Genomic DNA, 16,265 nt, shown 5'->3' on the forward strand with positions numbered 1-16,265 from the left:
AACGAAGACAGGGCACATGTCTAGCCTAATCCGCCGTTTCAGTAGCGGCGGTTAAGTCCAACAAGCTACCATGCTACTCAATTCTTAATCCGCTTTCCGAATCAAAAATCACCGCCTTACTCATATCCAAAGATAAACGCAGCGTCTCGCCTGGCCGTTTAACAGCTCTTGGATGCACACGAGCCACAACGGGGCTGTGGTTTATTTCAGTAAAGATCATGGTATCCGGCCCTGTTGGCTCGGTTAATTGCACCAGACAGTCCAAGCCGTTGGCTTCCCTTTCTGCTACATCCAATTGCTCAGGCCGAATACCTAATAATATCTTTTGCCCTACTCTATTTTGTAATTCTGCACTCTGTTTAACGGCTAAAAATTGAATATCACTTTCTGACTGCAAACTCACCCCAATTACACCGTCTTGCTCGGCCAAATGGCAGGGAATAAAATTCATTGAAGGTGAACCAATAAAGCCCGCCACAAATAAATTTGTAGGTTTTTCGTAAATATCTTGTGGGCTACCAAACTGCTGAATCACCCCATCTTTCATTACTGCAATTTTATCACCTAACGTCATCGCCTCTATTTGATCATGCGTTACATAAACAATGGTGGTTTTTAAACGTTGATGTAATTGCTTAATTTCTGTGCGCATTTCCACGCGTAATTTAGCGTCTAAATTGGATAATGGTTCATCAAATAAAAATAGAATTGGGTTTCTAGCCAAAGCACGGCCCATTGCCACCCGCTGCCGCTGCCCGCCCGATAACTCAGCTGGTTTTCTATGTAAAAGCGGGGTGATTTGCAGCATTTTAGATACACGCTCAATAATTTCATCCTGCTCTGCTTTAGGCACGCCCCGTGTTTCTAAACCAAATGCAATATTCTGTCTTACACTCATGGTGGGATAAAGCGCGTAGCTTTGAAACACCATCGCAATATCCCGATCTTTTGGCGGGACATTGTTTACTTTTCGCCCCGCAATATAAATTTCGCCACTGGTTGGCGCTTCTAAGCCAGCAATAATATTCATTAGCGTGGATTTTCCACAGCCAGAAGGCCCCACTAAGATTAGAAATTCGCCTGCTTCAATGGCAATATCAATGCCTTTTAAAATATCAATATCACCAAAACTTTTGATGATGTTTTTAATTGCCAGTGCGCCCATTATTAAATCCTTCCGGTATTAAATTACCGTGCCGCGTGGGCAAATAAACCTTGCCCATCCTCTATGATTAAAAACATCACCCTTTTACTGCACCGGCGGTTAAACCACGCACAAAATATTTACCAGCAAAGACATACACCAAAATGGTGGGCAAGGCGGCAATAATGGCAGCGGCCATATCTACGTTGTATTCTTTAACCGAAGTTGAAGTGTTCGCCAGATTATTTAAACCCACAGTAATCGGCTGGCTATCCCCAGCCGAAAAGACTACGCCAAATAAAAAATCATTCCAAATATTAGTAAACTGCCAAATCAGCGTTACCATAATAATAGGAGTCGACATGGGCAAAACAATCTTAAAGAATATTCGCCAAAATCCAGCACCATCTAGCCGTGCAGCTTTAATCAGCTCATCAGGAATACCCACGTAGTAATTTCTAAAAAATAAAGTAGTGGAGGCTAATCCACAGACCACATGCACAAACACCAGCCCCGTTGTAGAGCTAGCAATCCCCATCCAGCCTAAGGTCTGCGCCATAGGCAGCAGCAATACTTGAAACGGCATAAATACGCCAAATAAAATCATGGCAAATATAATTTCAGAACCTTTAAAGCGCCACTTAGCCAATACATAACCATTAATCGCTCCAAGAGTGGTAGAGATTAATACGCCAGGAATCACCATTCGTACTGAATTAAAGAAATAAGAAGATAAACCGCGGCATTCTACCCCTGTACAAGCGGATGACCATGCCTTACCCCAAGCCGCAAAAGAAATGGCCGTAGGAAAAGAAAGTAAATTACCACTTCTTATTTCTTCCAGCCCTTTAACTGAAGTAATAAACATCACATAGAGTGGCAATAGATAATAAAAAGCAGCAAGACACAGCACGCTATAAAGCAGGGTTCGGCCCAGTGTATTAGCCATTTCTTTTACCTCGCAATTCGGAATAAAGATAAGGCACTACTAAGGCTGCTACCGTAGCCAGCATCATCATTGAGCTGGCCGCGCCCACTCCCATTTGCCCGCGGGTAAATGCCATAGCATACATAAAGGTGGCGGGCACATCGGACGAAAACCCTGGCCCCCCCCCCGTTAAGGCCATGACCAAATCAAAACTTTTAATTGCGATATGCGATAAAATCATTAAGGTAGAAAAAAATACGGGCCTTAAAGCGGGGAGAATTATTTTCCAATATATTCTGGGCAAAGATGCCCCATCAATTTGCGCTGCTTTTAAAATTGAATCATCAACCCCACGCAAACCTGCCAAAAACAAGGCCATGACAAATCCAGACGATTGCCATACCCCTGCAATCACCACGGTGTAAATCGACATATCTGAATTGACCAACCAATCGAAAGTAAAATTGGTGAATCCCCAATCGTGCATGAGTTTTTCTAAACCCAAGCCAGGATTTAACATCCATTTCCAAGCCGTACCCGTTACCACAAAAGATAAAGCCATTGGATACAAATAAATAGTACGCAATGCGCCTTCACCGCGTATTTTTTGATCTAGAAAAATAGCCAAACCAATACCAATCGCCATGCCACTACCAATAAACAAGCTCGCAAAAATAAATAGATTTTTAACTGCAACCCACCAACGCTCATTTTCAAACAGTATTTGATATTGCGCTAATCCTGCCCAAGTTAAATTGGGCATTAAGCGCGAAGTGGTAAATGATAAATAACCATTCCAAACAATAAAGCCATATAGAAAGATTAGCGTTAATAAAAAGGATGGCGCTAAAACGAGGCGCGGCAGCCAGCGCTCTGTGAAGCCGTAATGCGCCTCTTGAGCCGATATAGACATGGGATTCTCCAGCAGCGAATAATGCAATCAGCAAGGGGCAGCATTGCCGCCCCTTGGGTCTACATGTTTACTTTGTTTTTGCTGCCGCAGCCAATTTAACGCTTGCTTGCTGAGCAGTCATCGCATCATTATTCCAAAATTGCGAAATCACATCAGCCACCGCACCCTGCGTAGCAGAATGCATTGCCATACCGTGTGCCCAAGATGGTAGTAAAGATCCTTTAGCAGAGCTTGCTTTAAAATCTTCGGCAGATTTTTTACCGCAATCATCAAACTTACTCATATTCATGCCTTGGCGCACCGGAATCGAGCCTTTATTTAAGTTAAATATTTCTTGAAATTCTGGGCTCATCAAGGTAACCGCCAAATCTTTTTGCCCTTTTTCAGCCTCTTTATTCGGCAATTTAAACATCGCAAAGCTATCGATATTGAAGGTATATGCCGCCGCTGTACCAGGCGCTGGAACACAGAGGAAATCTTTACCAGGTACTTTGCCTGCCGCTAAAAACTCACCCTTAGCCCAGTCACCCATAATTTGCATCGCGGCCTTGCCATTAATCACCATAGACGTGGCTAGATTCCATTCACGGCCAGGCGCATTTTTATCGGTATAAGGTTTTAGTTTTTTGTAGGTTGTAAGCGCCTTAATCATATTGGCGCTTTGTAGCGTGGCGGGGTCAAGCTGAATAAAAGCTTTTTTGTAGAAATCACTGCCACCAACGCCCAGTGCAACGGCTTCAAACACGGTAGCATCCTGCCAAGGCTGGCCGCCATAGGCCAAGGGCTGAATACCCGCTTTTTGCAAGGCATCGGCGGTTTTAAAAAACTCATCCCACGTTGTTGGCACTTTGGCATTGGCTTTTTTGAGTAAATCAGGGTTCACCCACAGCCAATTGACCCGATGCACATTAACTGGCGCGGCAACATAGCTGCCTTTATATTTCATCACATTTGCCACAACAGGAGGAAGAAGCTTATCCCAGCCTTCTTTTTTTGCGACATCATCTAGGGATGCTAATACGCCTTCGTCGCCCCATTCTTGAATCGATGGGCCTTTAATTTGTGCTGCAGCCGGTGGCTGCCCAGATACCACACGGGTTTTAAGCGCCGTCATGGCGTTATCCCCTGCCCCACCTGCTACTGCAAAATCTTTCCACTTGTGGCCTTTGGCCTCAAGCATTTTTTTAAGTTCTACGGCGGCTTTAGCTTCTCCGCCAGAAGTCCACCAATGCAAGACCTCTACATCGGCAGCGTGCACAGAAAATGCAATTGAAAAACTAGCAGCCAGTAAACTCACCTTCAGTTTTTTCATCATCGATTTCCTCTTGTTGAATACGCACTTAAGTGCATCTGTACGCTGGACTTACTTTATGCCAACGGCAAGAGTAATTCAAATGAGGCAAAATACGATTGGGCAATAAACCTAGGGCGAACACCCTATTAAAGTTGGAGTAAAGTTTATTTTGAATGTGAATATAAATGACTAGCTTGGGACTTTACATATTGTTGGGCTTCGTTTAACAACACCAAGCTACACCTATTAAGTCGGCATATTTAAAGCAGTTCGCGTTATTGCGCTTCACTAATAAGCAACAACACGAACCGTAGGCCCAGGCTTAAATCTCAGAAATTTGCACCCCTTTTAAAGAGGCGGCTAAGCCTCCTGCTGAGCGCACTTTTAGCTTGGTATAGATACGGGCACGATGTACTTCAACCGTTTTAATACTGATTTCTAATTCATCGGCTATTTGCTTATTGAGCCGCCCAGTTAATAGCTCGCGCAATACCTCACGCTCACGCGGAGTAAGACTTTCTAAGCGCTCATCCAAGGATTGGCGGGCATTCCAAGCACTACGCGCCTCTTCATCCCTTGCCAAGCATGCTTCAATTCTAGAAACCAACAAGCCATAGTCACATGGCTTTTCCAAGAAATCCATTACCCCGTCTTTTACTGCAGCAACGGCCATGGGTACATCGGCATGGCCCGTTAAGAAAATAACTGGCGGCAAATAAAAGGACGTTTTTAGCTCGCTATACAGCTCCAGACCACTCATGCCAGTCATACGAACATCAATAATTAAGCAACTATAATCTGCCGCATCGGCGTCATTCAGAAAGTGCTCTGCAGACTCAAAACCAAACACCGGCCATTGATGCGCTTCAAATAAAATTTGTAGTGCATCACGTACAGCAGAGTCATCATCAATTACAGCAATAGGTCGCATACAATTACCTTTAATAGATAGTAATAATTCGAAAGCTCAAGAAAATAAACGTAATCACTTCTCACATAATTATTCAATCTATATGTAAAAGCTCAATCAGTGATTAAGACAAAACAATAGGGAGGCGAAAAATAAAGCAACTGCCGCCACCAGGATTCGCTTGAATCTTTAAATGCCCTTGATGCTGCTCAATCACAGAGCGGCAAATATTCAAGCCAATCCCCATCCCCTCGGGTTTACTGGTGTAAAAAGATTGAAACAATTTACTAGGATCTGAAATCCCTGAACCACGATCAGCCACACACACCTCTAGCCAATCTTTACCGACCTCGGCACTGACTCTGATCTCCCTCAGCGCTACTGGGGTATCAAGCATCGCTTCCATGCCATTTTTTAATAAATTAAACAGCACTTGCTCCAACATCACGCCATCACCCATCACTTTGGGCAAATCATCATCTAAATCAATCAGGATCCGACTATGGTATTTTCTGGCCATGGGCTCTAATAGCTGTATTGGCACGGCTAATAATTCAGTAAAATCACACACCTCACTTTTAGATGCACGTCTTGATGAGAAATTACGAATCCCGCTAATAATTTGCCCCGCCCTACGTGCTTGCTCGCCCATTTTGACCAAGATATGCCGTACCGAATTTTTTTCATCCCGCGATAATATCTCTTCACCTGCTGCAGCATAGCCCGCAATCGCGGCCAGAGGTTGATTCAGCTCATGTGCAAGGCTAGAAGCAAGCTCGCCCATGCTGACTAATCTGGCGGTATGCTGTAATTTTTCTTCACGGCTACGGTCCTCTTCTGCTGCTAGCCGCCTTTCAGTAATATCTGCCGCAATCTCTAGCCACACTACATGACCATCTACCCATTGAATTCGGCGGCGCTGCACTAAAAACCAGCGCCCACTTACGGGATCAAGCCGTTCCGCTTCTGATACGCCCTGCGGCAGCAGCGGCCACATACAGCACTCGCCATCGGCAAACAGCGGGAAGGTATCGCTATGGTGACGATTACGATAGCGCACCACGCCACTGCTCACATCAAAGACGGACACCGCAGCGTCTAAGCCTTCCAGTACCGTAAGCAGCTGTTTACGTGATTCTGCCAGCGCCTCACGCTCACGCTTGATTTCTGTTACATCATATAAAGAGGCCATCCAACCACGATGCTCGCCTCGGCCATCTACCAAGCGTGATGAATAAAGCCGCACATCAAAACGCTCGCCATCTCGACGCATAAAGCGCAAGGCAAAACCATTACTTGGGCATTCTCCCGACAATAAAGATTGCCATGCACTAGCACAGACACTGAGCTCTTCAGGGGCCCAATACGGCATAGGCGAGGCCTTGCCTAGCAATTCAACTTGGCTGCGTCCCACCATGCTACAAAAAGCCAAATTGGCATAAATTAAATGCCCAGCCGGATTAATCGCCAATAAGCCGGTGGTTAAGGAGTCTTCCATTGCCGCACGAAAACGCATTTCATCACGCAGTGCGTCTTCCGCTTGTTGGCGTTGCTGCATGCGTTTTCTAAGTAAACGCAGCGCAAAAATCAATGCCACCAATAAAGCAAACACCACACCGAGCAGCCAAAGCTGCGTTACCGAGGTTTTTTCATGCCGCACACTGGCGCGTAATTTAAGCCCATGCCCCAATGGCTCAAAGCCTACTGAGCGGCTAACACCCGACATACTGAGGCGAGCATCACGGGGAGCAAGCACATTACCACTACTATCTAACAAGGATAAATCGTAGCGCTGCACCATCCACCATGGCACGCGCTGCTGCAAAATAGCGGGTAAGGCATAGGAGGCTAAAACCGAGCCTAAATAAACCGTGCCACGAAATGCCGGAACCACCAACACAATCTGAGCGACTTTAGGCTCGCCCGCCATAATCACATTTGAATACAACACATAGCCTAAGGTTGCAGCGCCATCGAGCACTTCAAGCAATATTGGATCATCCAGCGGCACCAAGCTTTGAGGGCGCGAGCTATATGCAGGCAACCCCCAAACCCGATTACCGGATGAACTAACATAATCAACCGAAAGCATTTCTGGTGATGCGCGCAATAAGCTATCCGCCCTTGCCCTAAAATCTTCTTCACGTAATGCATTGGCGGCAATGCCATAGGCTAGGTTTTCGATCGCATTTTGATTGGTTTGTAAATGCAAACGCAAACCTTGTTCCTGCCAAAGTAAATCCTGGGACAAGACGGTATCTTGAGCATTACGCGCTTGTCGATAATCTAACCAAACAAAGCTAGCCAACGCCAACAAGACCAAAATGATCGATATATAAGCGAGCCACCAGAGCCAATGTTGGCCAATTCGGCGAATTAAGGAAGAAATCATGCGTGGAGGATAGGGTGCATTGTGCTTATTCCCCCATAGGGTAAAACCCTGAGCGTAAAAGCCCACTGATTTATAACAAAAAAATGCCGGAGCAAACACTGCTCCGGCATTTTTTAAAACTTAGATTTCAGTAAAAACAAAGCCATGTAAATTAATCGCGGCTATTACCAGTAAAAGCCATAATTAAATGCAACAGGCTAGTAAATAGATTGTAGACATTCAGATAAAGGCTCAGTGTGGCGCTAACATAATTGGTTTCGCCACCATTTACGATGCGGCTAACGTCATACAAAATAAAGCCAGAGAAAATCATCACCGCTACAGCTGAAATAGTCAGCGACAGCGCAGGGATTTGGAAAAAGATATTAGCCAGAGCCGCCAAGATGATCACGACCAAACCAATCATCAAGAATTTCCCCATAAAGGAAAAATCTTTCTTGGTAACGGTTGCAATTGTGGCCAAGGTAAAGAAAATAGCACCCGTGCCAATTGCAGCTAAACCTATCATTTCTGCGCCATTGCTAAAGCTTAATGCCCTTTGCAGCATTTGCGATAACCACAAGCCCATAAAACCGGTATAGCCCAGCAGAATAAATACCCCTGCTGCACTTTCTTTGGTTTTTTCAATGGCATAAAAAGAACCAAAGCTAACAGCCATAAAAACAATAAAGCCCATCATTGGCGACATGCGGAATTGCATGGCAACACCTAAGTAAGCGCCAATTGCGGTTGGCACCATGGTCAGCGCCAACATAAAATAAGTGTTACGTAATACGCGATTACGCTCGGTTGACAGTACTGAGCTGCCATAGCCTACGCTATTTAATTCCATTATCGTGTGTCTCCATTCTCACGGACTGGCCGCGTATGTCAGGTAGATTGGTATGATTGAAAAAAGTTTCAAGCTGCGTTAAAGAAACTTTCGATATCGGCCAATTTAACTTGGGATAATTTTTTAGGTGACCAATTTGGCTGATCATCTCTGTCGATCAGTTTAGCACGCACACCTTCATGAAAATCACCGTGGCGCAAACAATTTCTTGCACCTAGCCATTCCATTTCTACCACTTCATCGTAAGAAAGTGTCTGTGCTCGCCGCGCCATTTCCCAAGTCAGAAAAATAGAAGTCGGCGAGCCTGCCGCTTGCAGCTCAGCGGCAAGGCGTAAGGCAGGAGCATCCCCTTGATAAGCTTGAATGCGTTCACAAATAGCGAGCAAATCATCTCCCGCACAGATGCGTTCCACCTCATCGGCCAGCGGCAACCACACCGATGCAGGCAAGGAGCAAGGCCATGCGGCAGAAAGCGCCGATAAAGCGCCACTGGCCAGCTCTGCATCTTGCTTGCCTTGCCCGCTCCACGGTAAATCTTGCAGCACGCCTATTAGTGAATCAAACGTAGCTGCTGGCAGAGCAAACTCCGCCGCGCCAAATGCCAGCGCATCAGCCGCATTTAAGCGGCTACCGGTTAGCGCAAGTAAGCACCCAATCTTGCCTTCTAATTTCTGTAGCCAAAAACTGGCACCCACGTCAGGGAACAGGCCAATGCTGATCTCTGGCATCGCCAAAATGCTAGATTCGGTAACGATACGATGGCTGGCAGCCGCAAAAATACCCCAGCCCCCGCCCATCACAATGCCATTTCCCCAAGCGAGTACTGGCTTTGGAAAGCGGTGTAACTCACGGCAAAGATCGTATTCATGGCGAAAAAAATCATCCCCCTCATGCACAAAAGCCGCGTCGCTCATGGCATGGTAAAGTGCACGAATATCGCCTCCCGCACAAAAAGCCCGCTCGCCTTCACCACGCACCAACACCGCCACAACTTTTTCATCATGACGCCAGCTTTCTATTTGCTCACGAATCTTTAACACCATGGCTAGGCTTTGCGCATTCAACCTCGCTGACGCCAATAAAATTTCACCTAAGAACAAACCATTGCTCAGCGCGATCTGCTGAAAATGCACCATCTTTATATCTCTCTTTAAAACAAGGGGGAGTGCTGCCCAATATAAAACCCAAACCTTAAACCACGGAGGAAAGGGAGAACACAGAGTGCCACGGAGAAAAACATACGAGAAAACTAATTTTTCTCCGTGAAACTCCGTGTTCTCTGTGCCCTCTGTGTTTCAAAATTTGGGTTTTGGCTAGAGGCTAGGGGGCCTCGAAAAACCTATATTTCTAAATAAGACAAGGCGCATTTTAAAAAAACCGACGCTGCATATGTTTGATATGTAAGGAGATTTTTTTAAAACGCAACGCAGTATTATGACGAAAGATGGGTTTTTCGAGGCTCCCGCTAATTGCCACTGCGATGTACTGGTCTTAAAAAATAGATCAGCCTCCCGTGCCACCTACGGTTAGCCCGCCATCAATACGTAAGGTTGGCTGGCCCACGCCAACGGGCACGCTTTGGCCTTCTTTGCCACAGGTGCCCACGCCAGGATCTAGCGCCATATCGTTACCAATCATCGATACGCGGGTGAGTACATCAGGGCCATTACCAATCAGCGTTGCGCCTTTCACTGGATACATCAGCTTGCCGTCTTCTACCCACCAAGCTTCGGCGGCAGAGAATACAAACTTGCCGCTGGTGATATCCACCTGCCCACCACCAAAATTAGCGGCATACAGACCACGCTTGATCGAAGCGATGATTTCTTCGGGTGGCACGCTGCCGCCTTCCATTAGGGTATTGGTCATGCGTGGCATAGGCAGATGAGCAAAGCTTTCACGACGGCCATTACCTGTTAGCGGCATATCCATCAGGCGAGCATTCAGGCTGTCTTGCAAATAGCCTTTTAAGATGCCGTCTTCAATCAAGACGGTGCGCTGGGTTGGATTGCCTTCATCGTCGATATTGAGCGAGCCACGGCGATCAGTAATCGTGCCATCGTCCACCACGGTGACGCCTTTTGCCGCAACTTGCTGACCAATCTTGCCACTAAAAGCCGATGAGCCCTTACGGTTAAAATCGCCTTCTAAACCATGACCGATGGCTTCGTGTAATAAAATACCCGGCCAGCCCGAGCCTAACACTACGGTCATTTCACCCGCTGGTGCTGGGCGAGCGTGTAAGTTGAGCACCGCTTGATCCACGGCTTTTTTAGCGTAATCCAGCACCACAGCATCGTCAAAGTAGCCATAAGCAAAACGGCCACCACCGCCTGCGCTACCCTGCTCACGCAGGCCGTTTTCTTCCACAATCACTTGAATAGAAAGACGGCACATTGGGCGCACATCGGCCGCGCGATGCCCATCGTGGCGCGCTACGTAAACCACTTCAAACTCAGAAGCTAGGCTGGCCATCACTTGCACCACGCGTTTATCTAAGCTACGGGCGGTACGCTCTAGTTTTTCTAACAAGGCCACTTTAGCCAGCTCATCAAGGCTGGCCAGCGGGTCAACGGGCTGATACAAGGCATGGCCTAGCACATCACGCGTCAACGCCACGGTATTTTGCCCGCCTTGGCGGCCAATCGCTCGCGTTGCCGTAGCCGCTTGGCTTAAGGCGGCCATGCTGATATCGTCAGAATAGGCAAAAGCGGTTTTTTCACCCGAAACGGCACGAATCCCCACGCCGGTATCAATATTAAAGCTACCTGACTTCACAATACCTTCATCTAAGCTCCATGCCTCGCTGCGGCTATATTGAAAATACAGGTCAGCGTAATCAATATCGTGCGTTAGCATCTGCCCAAATACTTGATCTAGCTTGGCATCATCAAGGTTAAAAGGGGTGAGCAGCGTCTGGCGGGCGGTTTCTAAATGAGTCATTGAGTGTCATCGCAAAGGGTGAATCAGATTATTGAAAGGTATTACACACTATCTTCAAGAGGCAGGGAAGGCGAGAAATCCCTCTAAGGCAAAAAAGATCTGTAGGCACAAGATAATAGGCACACAGGGAAGGCTTAAGTTTTTTTTCCTGTGATCTTTGTATGCTCTGCATCCAAACCCCTTTTGCTATTCAATTCAAAGCAAGCGATGCGTCAGCGCCGGCAGGATGCGTCTTACTCTATCCATTTGGCTCGATTTTAATTCAGCCAGCACTACGCCTTCGCCCTTGGCTTGGCAGGCAAGCACCTTGCCCCATGGATCGATCAGCATGCTATGACCAAAGGTATGGCGGCCGGTAATGTGCTCGCCGCCTTGCCCTGAGGCAATCACATAGCATTGATTTTCGATAGCACGGGCGCGCAGCAGCACTTCCCAATGCGCTTCACCGGTCGTTTGGGTAAAAGCCGCAGGCAGGATAATAAAATCGAGCGGCAACATAGCGCGAAAAAACTCAGGAAAACGTAAGTCATAACAAACCGATAAACCAATGCGACCAAATGGCGTATCAAAAGCCACTGGCTGATGGCCTGCGGCAATGGTATCGGCCTCACAAAAACGCTCAGTGCCGTTATCAAAACCAAATAAATGCATCTTGTCATAGCGCGCCACACATTCCCCTGCGGGCGAATACACAAGGCAGCTATTATTTACGCGGCTAACATCATCGCACACCAATGGCACGGTACCGCCAACTAGCCAAATATTGTGCTCTATGGCGGCTTGGGCCAAAAAGGATTGGATGGGGCCATCACCAAACGGCTCTCTAACCGCCAGCTTATCGCTATCTTGCTTGCCCATAATGGCAAAATACTCAGGCAGCACCACCAACTGCGCCCCACGCTGAGCGGCCTCGCCGATTAAGCGTGCGGCAGTGGCTAAATTGGCCTTTACTTCAGGCCCAGAGACCATTTGAATCGCTGCTGCAATCAGTGTATTCATCATTGGCTCCTATTTATTTCTGGCAAAGGGCAGGCGACTTAATGGGCTGCTTACCCCTTTAATTTGTGGGTCTAACATACTGCCGGTAATGTCGTACTCGTAAGCCACCAACTGGCCGAGTGGGTCTTTAAACACCCTTTGCAGTAAGAAAGTTGCCACCCCTATTACAGGGTTAATAATCGTTGTCGCCACCGCCACGCTATCCCCAATCACCGGCACAATCCGCACACGTAAATTTTGTGTGGCGGCCATAAAGTTAGCATCCCCTCTAAATAATACTTGTGCTGCTGGGCCTGCAATCACCAAATTATCGGTGTGCGCCACGCCTCGGTCGATCACGCTATCGCCCCGAATGGAATCGAATTCAAACCCCTCCGAAAACACGTCTCTAAAATCGAGCTGCACGCGGCGCGCCAAGGATTGCAGGCTTAAGATCGATAATAAGCGCCCCACACCAGGATCAATCTTAGCGAACTGACCCGCTTCTACATCCACCCGCAGCTTACCTTGCAAGGTGGACAAATCTGGTGGAAACAGCTCGCCATCCCACGCCACGTCGCCACTTAATTTAGCGGGAGCACGGCGCATGGTGTCCGGCACGCCTAGGCGGGTAAGTAGTTTGCCAAAATTTTCAGTTTCAATCGAAAAATTACCGCTGGTGCGGCTCAGGCTTTTTGCCCAGACGCCGCTCATGTTTAGCTTACCGTCTGGATTACTGATGCTCACCCCATTCAAACGCCAGTTTTCTCCTTGCTGAACTGCATTCACATCCAGCTTACCCAGAATAAAATTTTTATACCGGAAATCGTTCACGGCCAAATCAAGGGCAGGCAACTGCTGTAAAGGCGTAGCAAGGGACACCGTGCCATAAACAGGGAAAGGCAACCAAAGCTTGCTTAATCGGCTACTTAACTTGCCCTTATCTTTTGCACTCCAGTCAAAAGCGCCCGCCAACTCTTTACTATCAACCGAGCCTTTCCAGCTTGCATCGTTCTGCTCCTGCGCTTTGAGCTTAAATTCATTAAGCTGTCTTCCCCAGCCCATCAGACGATTAATGCGTAGATCCACAGCAAAAGGTGAGGGGCGCGCCCCTGCTGGCTCTGCTTTAATCTCGTCCGCTAAATCGAGCCAAGCTTGCACATTCAGCTCAGGCAAGTTCCCAGACACACTGATCCCTGCCTTAGGCATGGCGGGCAAAGCCCCCGCGCCCAACACCAATTGCCCTTTCAGCTTACTAACAGCCTCTATCGGCGGCTGGTTTCCCAACGCAGCTTGTGCTGGCGGATTACCCAGTAATAATTGTAATTGCAGGCTTTTATCGTAAGCCCATTCAAGTTGAGTTGCCTCTTGCGTCCCCCCTTTAATACGCAAACGCATTGGCCTGCTCTCCCCACTCGTTTTTGCCATAGGTGCAGGTAAATCAACAGCCAAGCCTTGCAAGGGAGACTGAACACTTAAGGCAAACTGCGATTGCCCTGCACTCAGGCTTGCCTGATAGGGCACTTTACCGTGTAAGCGCTGCTTAAATGGCAAGCCATAGCGATCAGCCACGTCTTGGATCTCGGCCTGTCCATTCATATTCAGCAGTAAATTACCTTGGGCGTTGCTAGCACCAGAGAGCTTTAGTGCCCCGCCTAAAGCCTGCGCTTTTGCGTCTTTAATCGTGAGCGTGTGTTCAGTAAATGCAATCCGCCCCGCCGCTTTAGCCAGCAAAGGCACGGCTCCGCCAAAATCGAGCTGATTATCTACAAAGTGGTATTCGCCAGTAATCTTGCTTGCATCGGTGTTTTCTAAGGGTAAGGACAACTCCAAAACCAGCTCGCCATTGCCACTCGCCTTTAAATCATCAGTAAAGCCTGAGGTACTTTCTTTGACGGGGCTTTGATGCACAAACTGTAGAAACTCGCTCGTTGGCCCCTGCGCCTTACCTTTCACTTTTAATAGCGGCGAATCGCTATCCATATCCGCAATCGATACCGCCACATCACGTAGCTCTGCGCCAAAAATCTTGCCTTTTTTAGCGTGGATGTCCATCGCCGCCCCATGAAAATCGAGCGCAGCATCAATATGCTCAATGCTTGGCCAATCATCTGCATAGGAAAGCCCCACATCCTTTGCATCGGCAGTAATTCTAAACACACCATCTTTTGGATTACGGAAAGGAAAATCTTGCAAATTACCGCGCAATTGGGCACGGCCATTCACCGCCTTGCCGCTCAATAGCGATGTTTTTAACCACGCTAAGGTTTCATCTCCTGCGGCTCTAGGCAAATAGAGATAGGCACGTTTAGCTGGCAGCTCACGAATATCACCTTTTAAATCTAAGTAACCTAAGCCGGAGCCTGGCCATAGATATTGGGCATTGGCACGAATATCCGTGTCGCCATTAGCAAAGGCTGCCTTAGCCACATCCAGCTTCCAGCCCTTACCTGCTCGCTGCCAAGAAGCAGCGAACCCCGCCTTATCAAAGTGTAAAGGCTCCAGAAATTGCGCTGGAATCGTCAGCGATAGATCATTACTCGTTAGGCTGCCCTTACCGCCTGCTTGATCAAACTTTGCGCTTAAATCAAAGCGGCCTAGCTGAGGCAGCCCCAGTTGTGGCAAAGCTAGCTCTAAGTGTTTGGCATCGATTTCTGCACTAAATAGCTTGGCGCTCTGCCATGGGCCTTGCCAGCGGGCACTAAACTGATCCACTTTTCCCTTTAGGCTGGCGTCTTGAAAATCAGCGGGCAACCATGCCGATAGCGCTGCCAATCCATTGAGGCGGACGGATTGGCCATCTAAATACTGCATACCCGCCTTATCGCGCCGATAGTTCACGCTACACGTTTGGCAAAGATCACCGCTAGAGGTTGCGATATGCGCGGCCTTTAAACGTAAGGACTGCTCGCGCTGATCATCCTGCCAAATAAAACCGCCCTCAAAAATAGGCAAATACAAAGCTTGTGGAGCATCGGGCCAAGCCACAGCGAGTTGATTAAGCTTTAATTGCGTATCAATTTTTTCAATGCGCGCTTGCGCAAAATGCAGCGTGGCTCGCACGCCCCCCTCCCCCGTCAAACGGCTCAGCCACGGCGCGGGCAATTGCTCAAAGAGTTGTTTTAAATCCACACGCGGGAAATCGAGCTTGAGCTGGCCCGACCAATCCCGCCATTCACCCACGTCATTGCCACGCCAATTACCCGACAAAGCCAGAGTATCTGCAAGGGCTACGGGTGGTTTTACGGAAACCTCAAATTGGTGCCGACCAAATCGTTGTTTGATATCTAAATCTAGAGCGGTGAAGACTTGTTTGCTCGCACTGGTTTTCTCGTCCAGCCAACTAAGCTGGCCGCCCGTGATGGTTAACTCGCCCTGTGCTAGCAACCAATTAATAAAGCGATTGTCGTCTTTAGCGGCCCCCGCTTGCACCTGAAAACCCGCAACAAACCACGTGTCCGCTTGATCTCGGCGTAAAGTAAGCTGCGGCGCAACGGTGGCCAAGCGGCTAAATAACAACTCTCCGCGCAGCAAAGACCACCAGGATAGATCCGCATCGACCGAGGTGAGCTGCAAGCCAGGTAGGTTGCCTTTATGCACTTTAAACTCGTCAATCCGCACAAAAGGATGAATACCGTGCCAGCCACCGGACAAACGCCCCATACTGATTTGGCTTGCCGTCGCGTTTTCCAGCTTTTGCACCAGCCATGGCCGATACTCATCGAGGCGAGGCAAAACATAAAACTGCCAAGCCAAAATAACCGCAAGCAGTAACAAACCCGCTGCAGCAAGCAGGCGCAGCAAAAGGCGGTAATGCCAGTGCATAAAAGAGATGAAGCGTTGCAAATAAGGAGAGAAAACAGGCATTTCGAGCGACTCGGGCATGCCAAAATATGGCAGTGCTATGTTAGGCTTAGTCAGGCTTTGTTAA

Annotated in this window: 11 protein-coding genes; all 11 read right to left on the reverse strand. The window is 47.9% G+C overall.

Annotated features, from left to right (window positions below; genetic code table 11):
* Positions 1 to 73: 73 nt before the first annotated feature.
* On the reverse strand, positions 74 to 1,165 hold the full coding sequence (locus R6242_RS12990) for a sn-glycerol-3-phosphate ABC transporter ATP-binding protein UgpC (protein WP_318427476.1): 1,092 nt from the start codon (positions 1,163 to 1,165) through the stop codon (positions 74 to 76).
* Between the two features lie 76 nt (positions 1,166 to 1,241).
* Positions 1,242 to 2,093 carry a carbohydrate ABC transporter permease gene (locus R6242_RS12995; RefSeq protein ID WP_293938018.1) on the reverse strand — a complete coding sequence of 284 codons (852 nt, stop codon included), beginning with the start codon at positions 2,091 to 2,093 and terminating at the stop codon, positions 1,242 to 1,244.
* The gene (locus R6242_RS13000; RefSeq protein WP_293938020.1) at positions 2,086 to 2,985 is read right to left on the reverse strand and encodes a carbohydrate ABC transporter permease; all 900 of its coding nucleotides are present in this window, start codon (positions 2,983 to 2,985) and stop codon (positions 2,086 to 2,088) included. The genes R6242_RS12995 and R6242_RS13000 overlap by 8 nt, the downstream gene beginning before the upstream one ends.
* A gap of 67 nt (positions 2,986 to 3,052) precedes the next feature.
* Complete coding sequence (locus R6242_RS13005; protein ID WP_318427481.1) at positions 3,053 to 4,300, reverse strand: ABC transporter substrate-binding protein; 1,248 nt, start codon at positions 4,298 to 4,300, stop codon at positions 3,053 to 3,055.
* Positions 4,301 to 4,601: 301 nt separating this feature from the next.
* Positions 4,602 to 5,210 carry a response regulator transcription factor gene (locus tag R6242_RS13010; protein WP_293938024.1) on the reverse strand — a complete coding sequence of 203 codons (609 nt, stop codon included), beginning with the start codon at positions 5,208 to 5,210 and terminating at the stop codon, positions 4,602 to 4,604.
* A gap of 103 nt (positions 5,211 to 5,313) precedes the next feature.
* Positions 5,314 to 7,581, reverse strand: coding sequence for a PAS domain-containing sensor histidine kinase (locus tag R6242_RS13015; RefSeq protein ID WP_293938026.1), 2,268 nt, complete (start codon positions 7,579 to 7,581; stop codon positions 5,314 to 5,316).
* A gap of 151 nt (positions 7,582 to 7,732) precedes the next feature.
* On the reverse strand, positions 7,733 to 8,413 hold the full coding sequence (locus tag R6242_RS13020) for a Bax inhibitor-1/YccA family protein (RefSeq protein ID WP_293938028.1): 681 nt from the start codon (positions 8,411 to 8,413) through the stop codon (positions 7,733 to 7,735).
* Between the two features lie 68 nt (positions 8,414 to 8,481).
* Positions 8,482 to 9,549 (reverse strand): enoyl-CoA hydratase/isomerase family protein, encoded by a 1,068-nt coding sequence (locus R6242_RS13025; RefSeq protein ID WP_318427484.1) that lies wholly within the window; start codon positions 9,547 to 9,549, stop codon positions 8,482 to 8,484.
* A gap of 367 nt (positions 9,550 to 9,916) precedes the next feature.
* A complete protein-coding gene (gene tldD, locus R6242_RS13030; protein ID WP_318427486.1) occupies positions 9,917 to 11,356 on the reverse strand; it encodes a metalloprotease TldD in 1,440 nt (479 codons plus the stop codon).
* 195 nt (positions 11,357 to 11,551) lie between these two features.
* Positions 11,552 to 12,358 carry a carbon-nitrogen hydrolase family protein gene (locus R6242_RS13035; RefSeq protein WP_412100130.1) on the reverse strand — a complete coding sequence of 269 codons (807 nt, stop codon included), beginning with the start codon at positions 12,356 to 12,358 and terminating at the stop codon, positions 11,552 to 11,554.
* Positions 12,359 to 12,364: 6 nt separating this feature from the next.
* On the reverse strand, positions 12,365 to 16,219 hold the full coding sequence (locus tag R6242_RS13040) for a YhdP family protein (RefSeq protein WP_318427488.1): 3,855 nt from the start codon (positions 16,217 to 16,219) through the stop codon (positions 12,365 to 12,367).
* Between the last annotated feature and the right edge of the window lie 46 nt (positions 16,220 to 16,265).

It is taken from the genome of Iodobacter sp. CM08 (genome assembly GCF_033446605.1).
Taxonomy (GTDB): Bacteria; Pseudomonadota; Gammaproteobacteria; order Burkholderiales; family Chitinibacteraceae; genus Iodobacter.

Coding starts and splice junctions, on each gene's coding strand:
- R6242_RS12990 (WP_318427476.1), bottom strand. CDS start 1,165: ATGGGCGCACTGGCAATTAAAAACATCATCAAAAGTTTTGGTGATATT.
- R6242_RS12995 (WP_293938018.1), bottom strand. CDS start 2,093: ATGGCTAATACACTGGGCCGAACCCTGCTTTATAGCGTGCTGTGTCTT.
- R6242_RS13000 (WP_293938020.1), bottom strand. CDS start 2,985: ATGTCTATATCGGCTCAAGAGGCGCATTACGGCTTCACAGAGCGCTGG.
- R6242_RS13005 (WP_318427481.1), bottom strand. CDS start 4,300: ATGATGAAAAAACTGAAGGTGAGTTTACTGGCTGCTAGTTTTTCAATT.
- R6242_RS13010 (WP_293938024.1), bottom strand. CDS start 5,210: ATGCGACCTATTGCTGTAATTGATGATGACTCTGCTGTACGTGATGCA.
- R6242_RS13015 (WP_293938026.1), bottom strand. CDS start 7,581: ATGATTTCTTCCTTAATTCGCCGAATTGGCCAACATTGGCTCTGGTGG.
- R6242_RS13020 (WP_293938028.1), bottom strand. CDS start 8,413: ATGGAATTAAATAGCGTAGGCTATGGCAGCTCAGTACTGTCAACCGAG.
- R6242_RS13025 (WP_318427484.1), bottom strand. CDS start 9,549: ATGGTGCATTTTCAGCAGATCGCGCTGAGCAATGGTTTGTTCTTAGGT.
- tldD (WP_318427486.1), bottom strand. CDS start 11,356: ATGACTCATTTAGAAACCGCCCGCCAGACGCTGCTCACCCCTTTTAAC.
- R6242_RS13035 (WP_412100130.1), bottom strand. CDS start 12,358: ATGATGAATACACTGATTGCAGCAGCGATTCAAATGGTCTCTGGGCCT.
- R6242_RS13040 (WP_318427488.1), bottom strand. CDS start 16,219: ATGCCCGAGTCGCTCGAAATGCCTGTTTTCTCTCCTTATTTGCAACGC.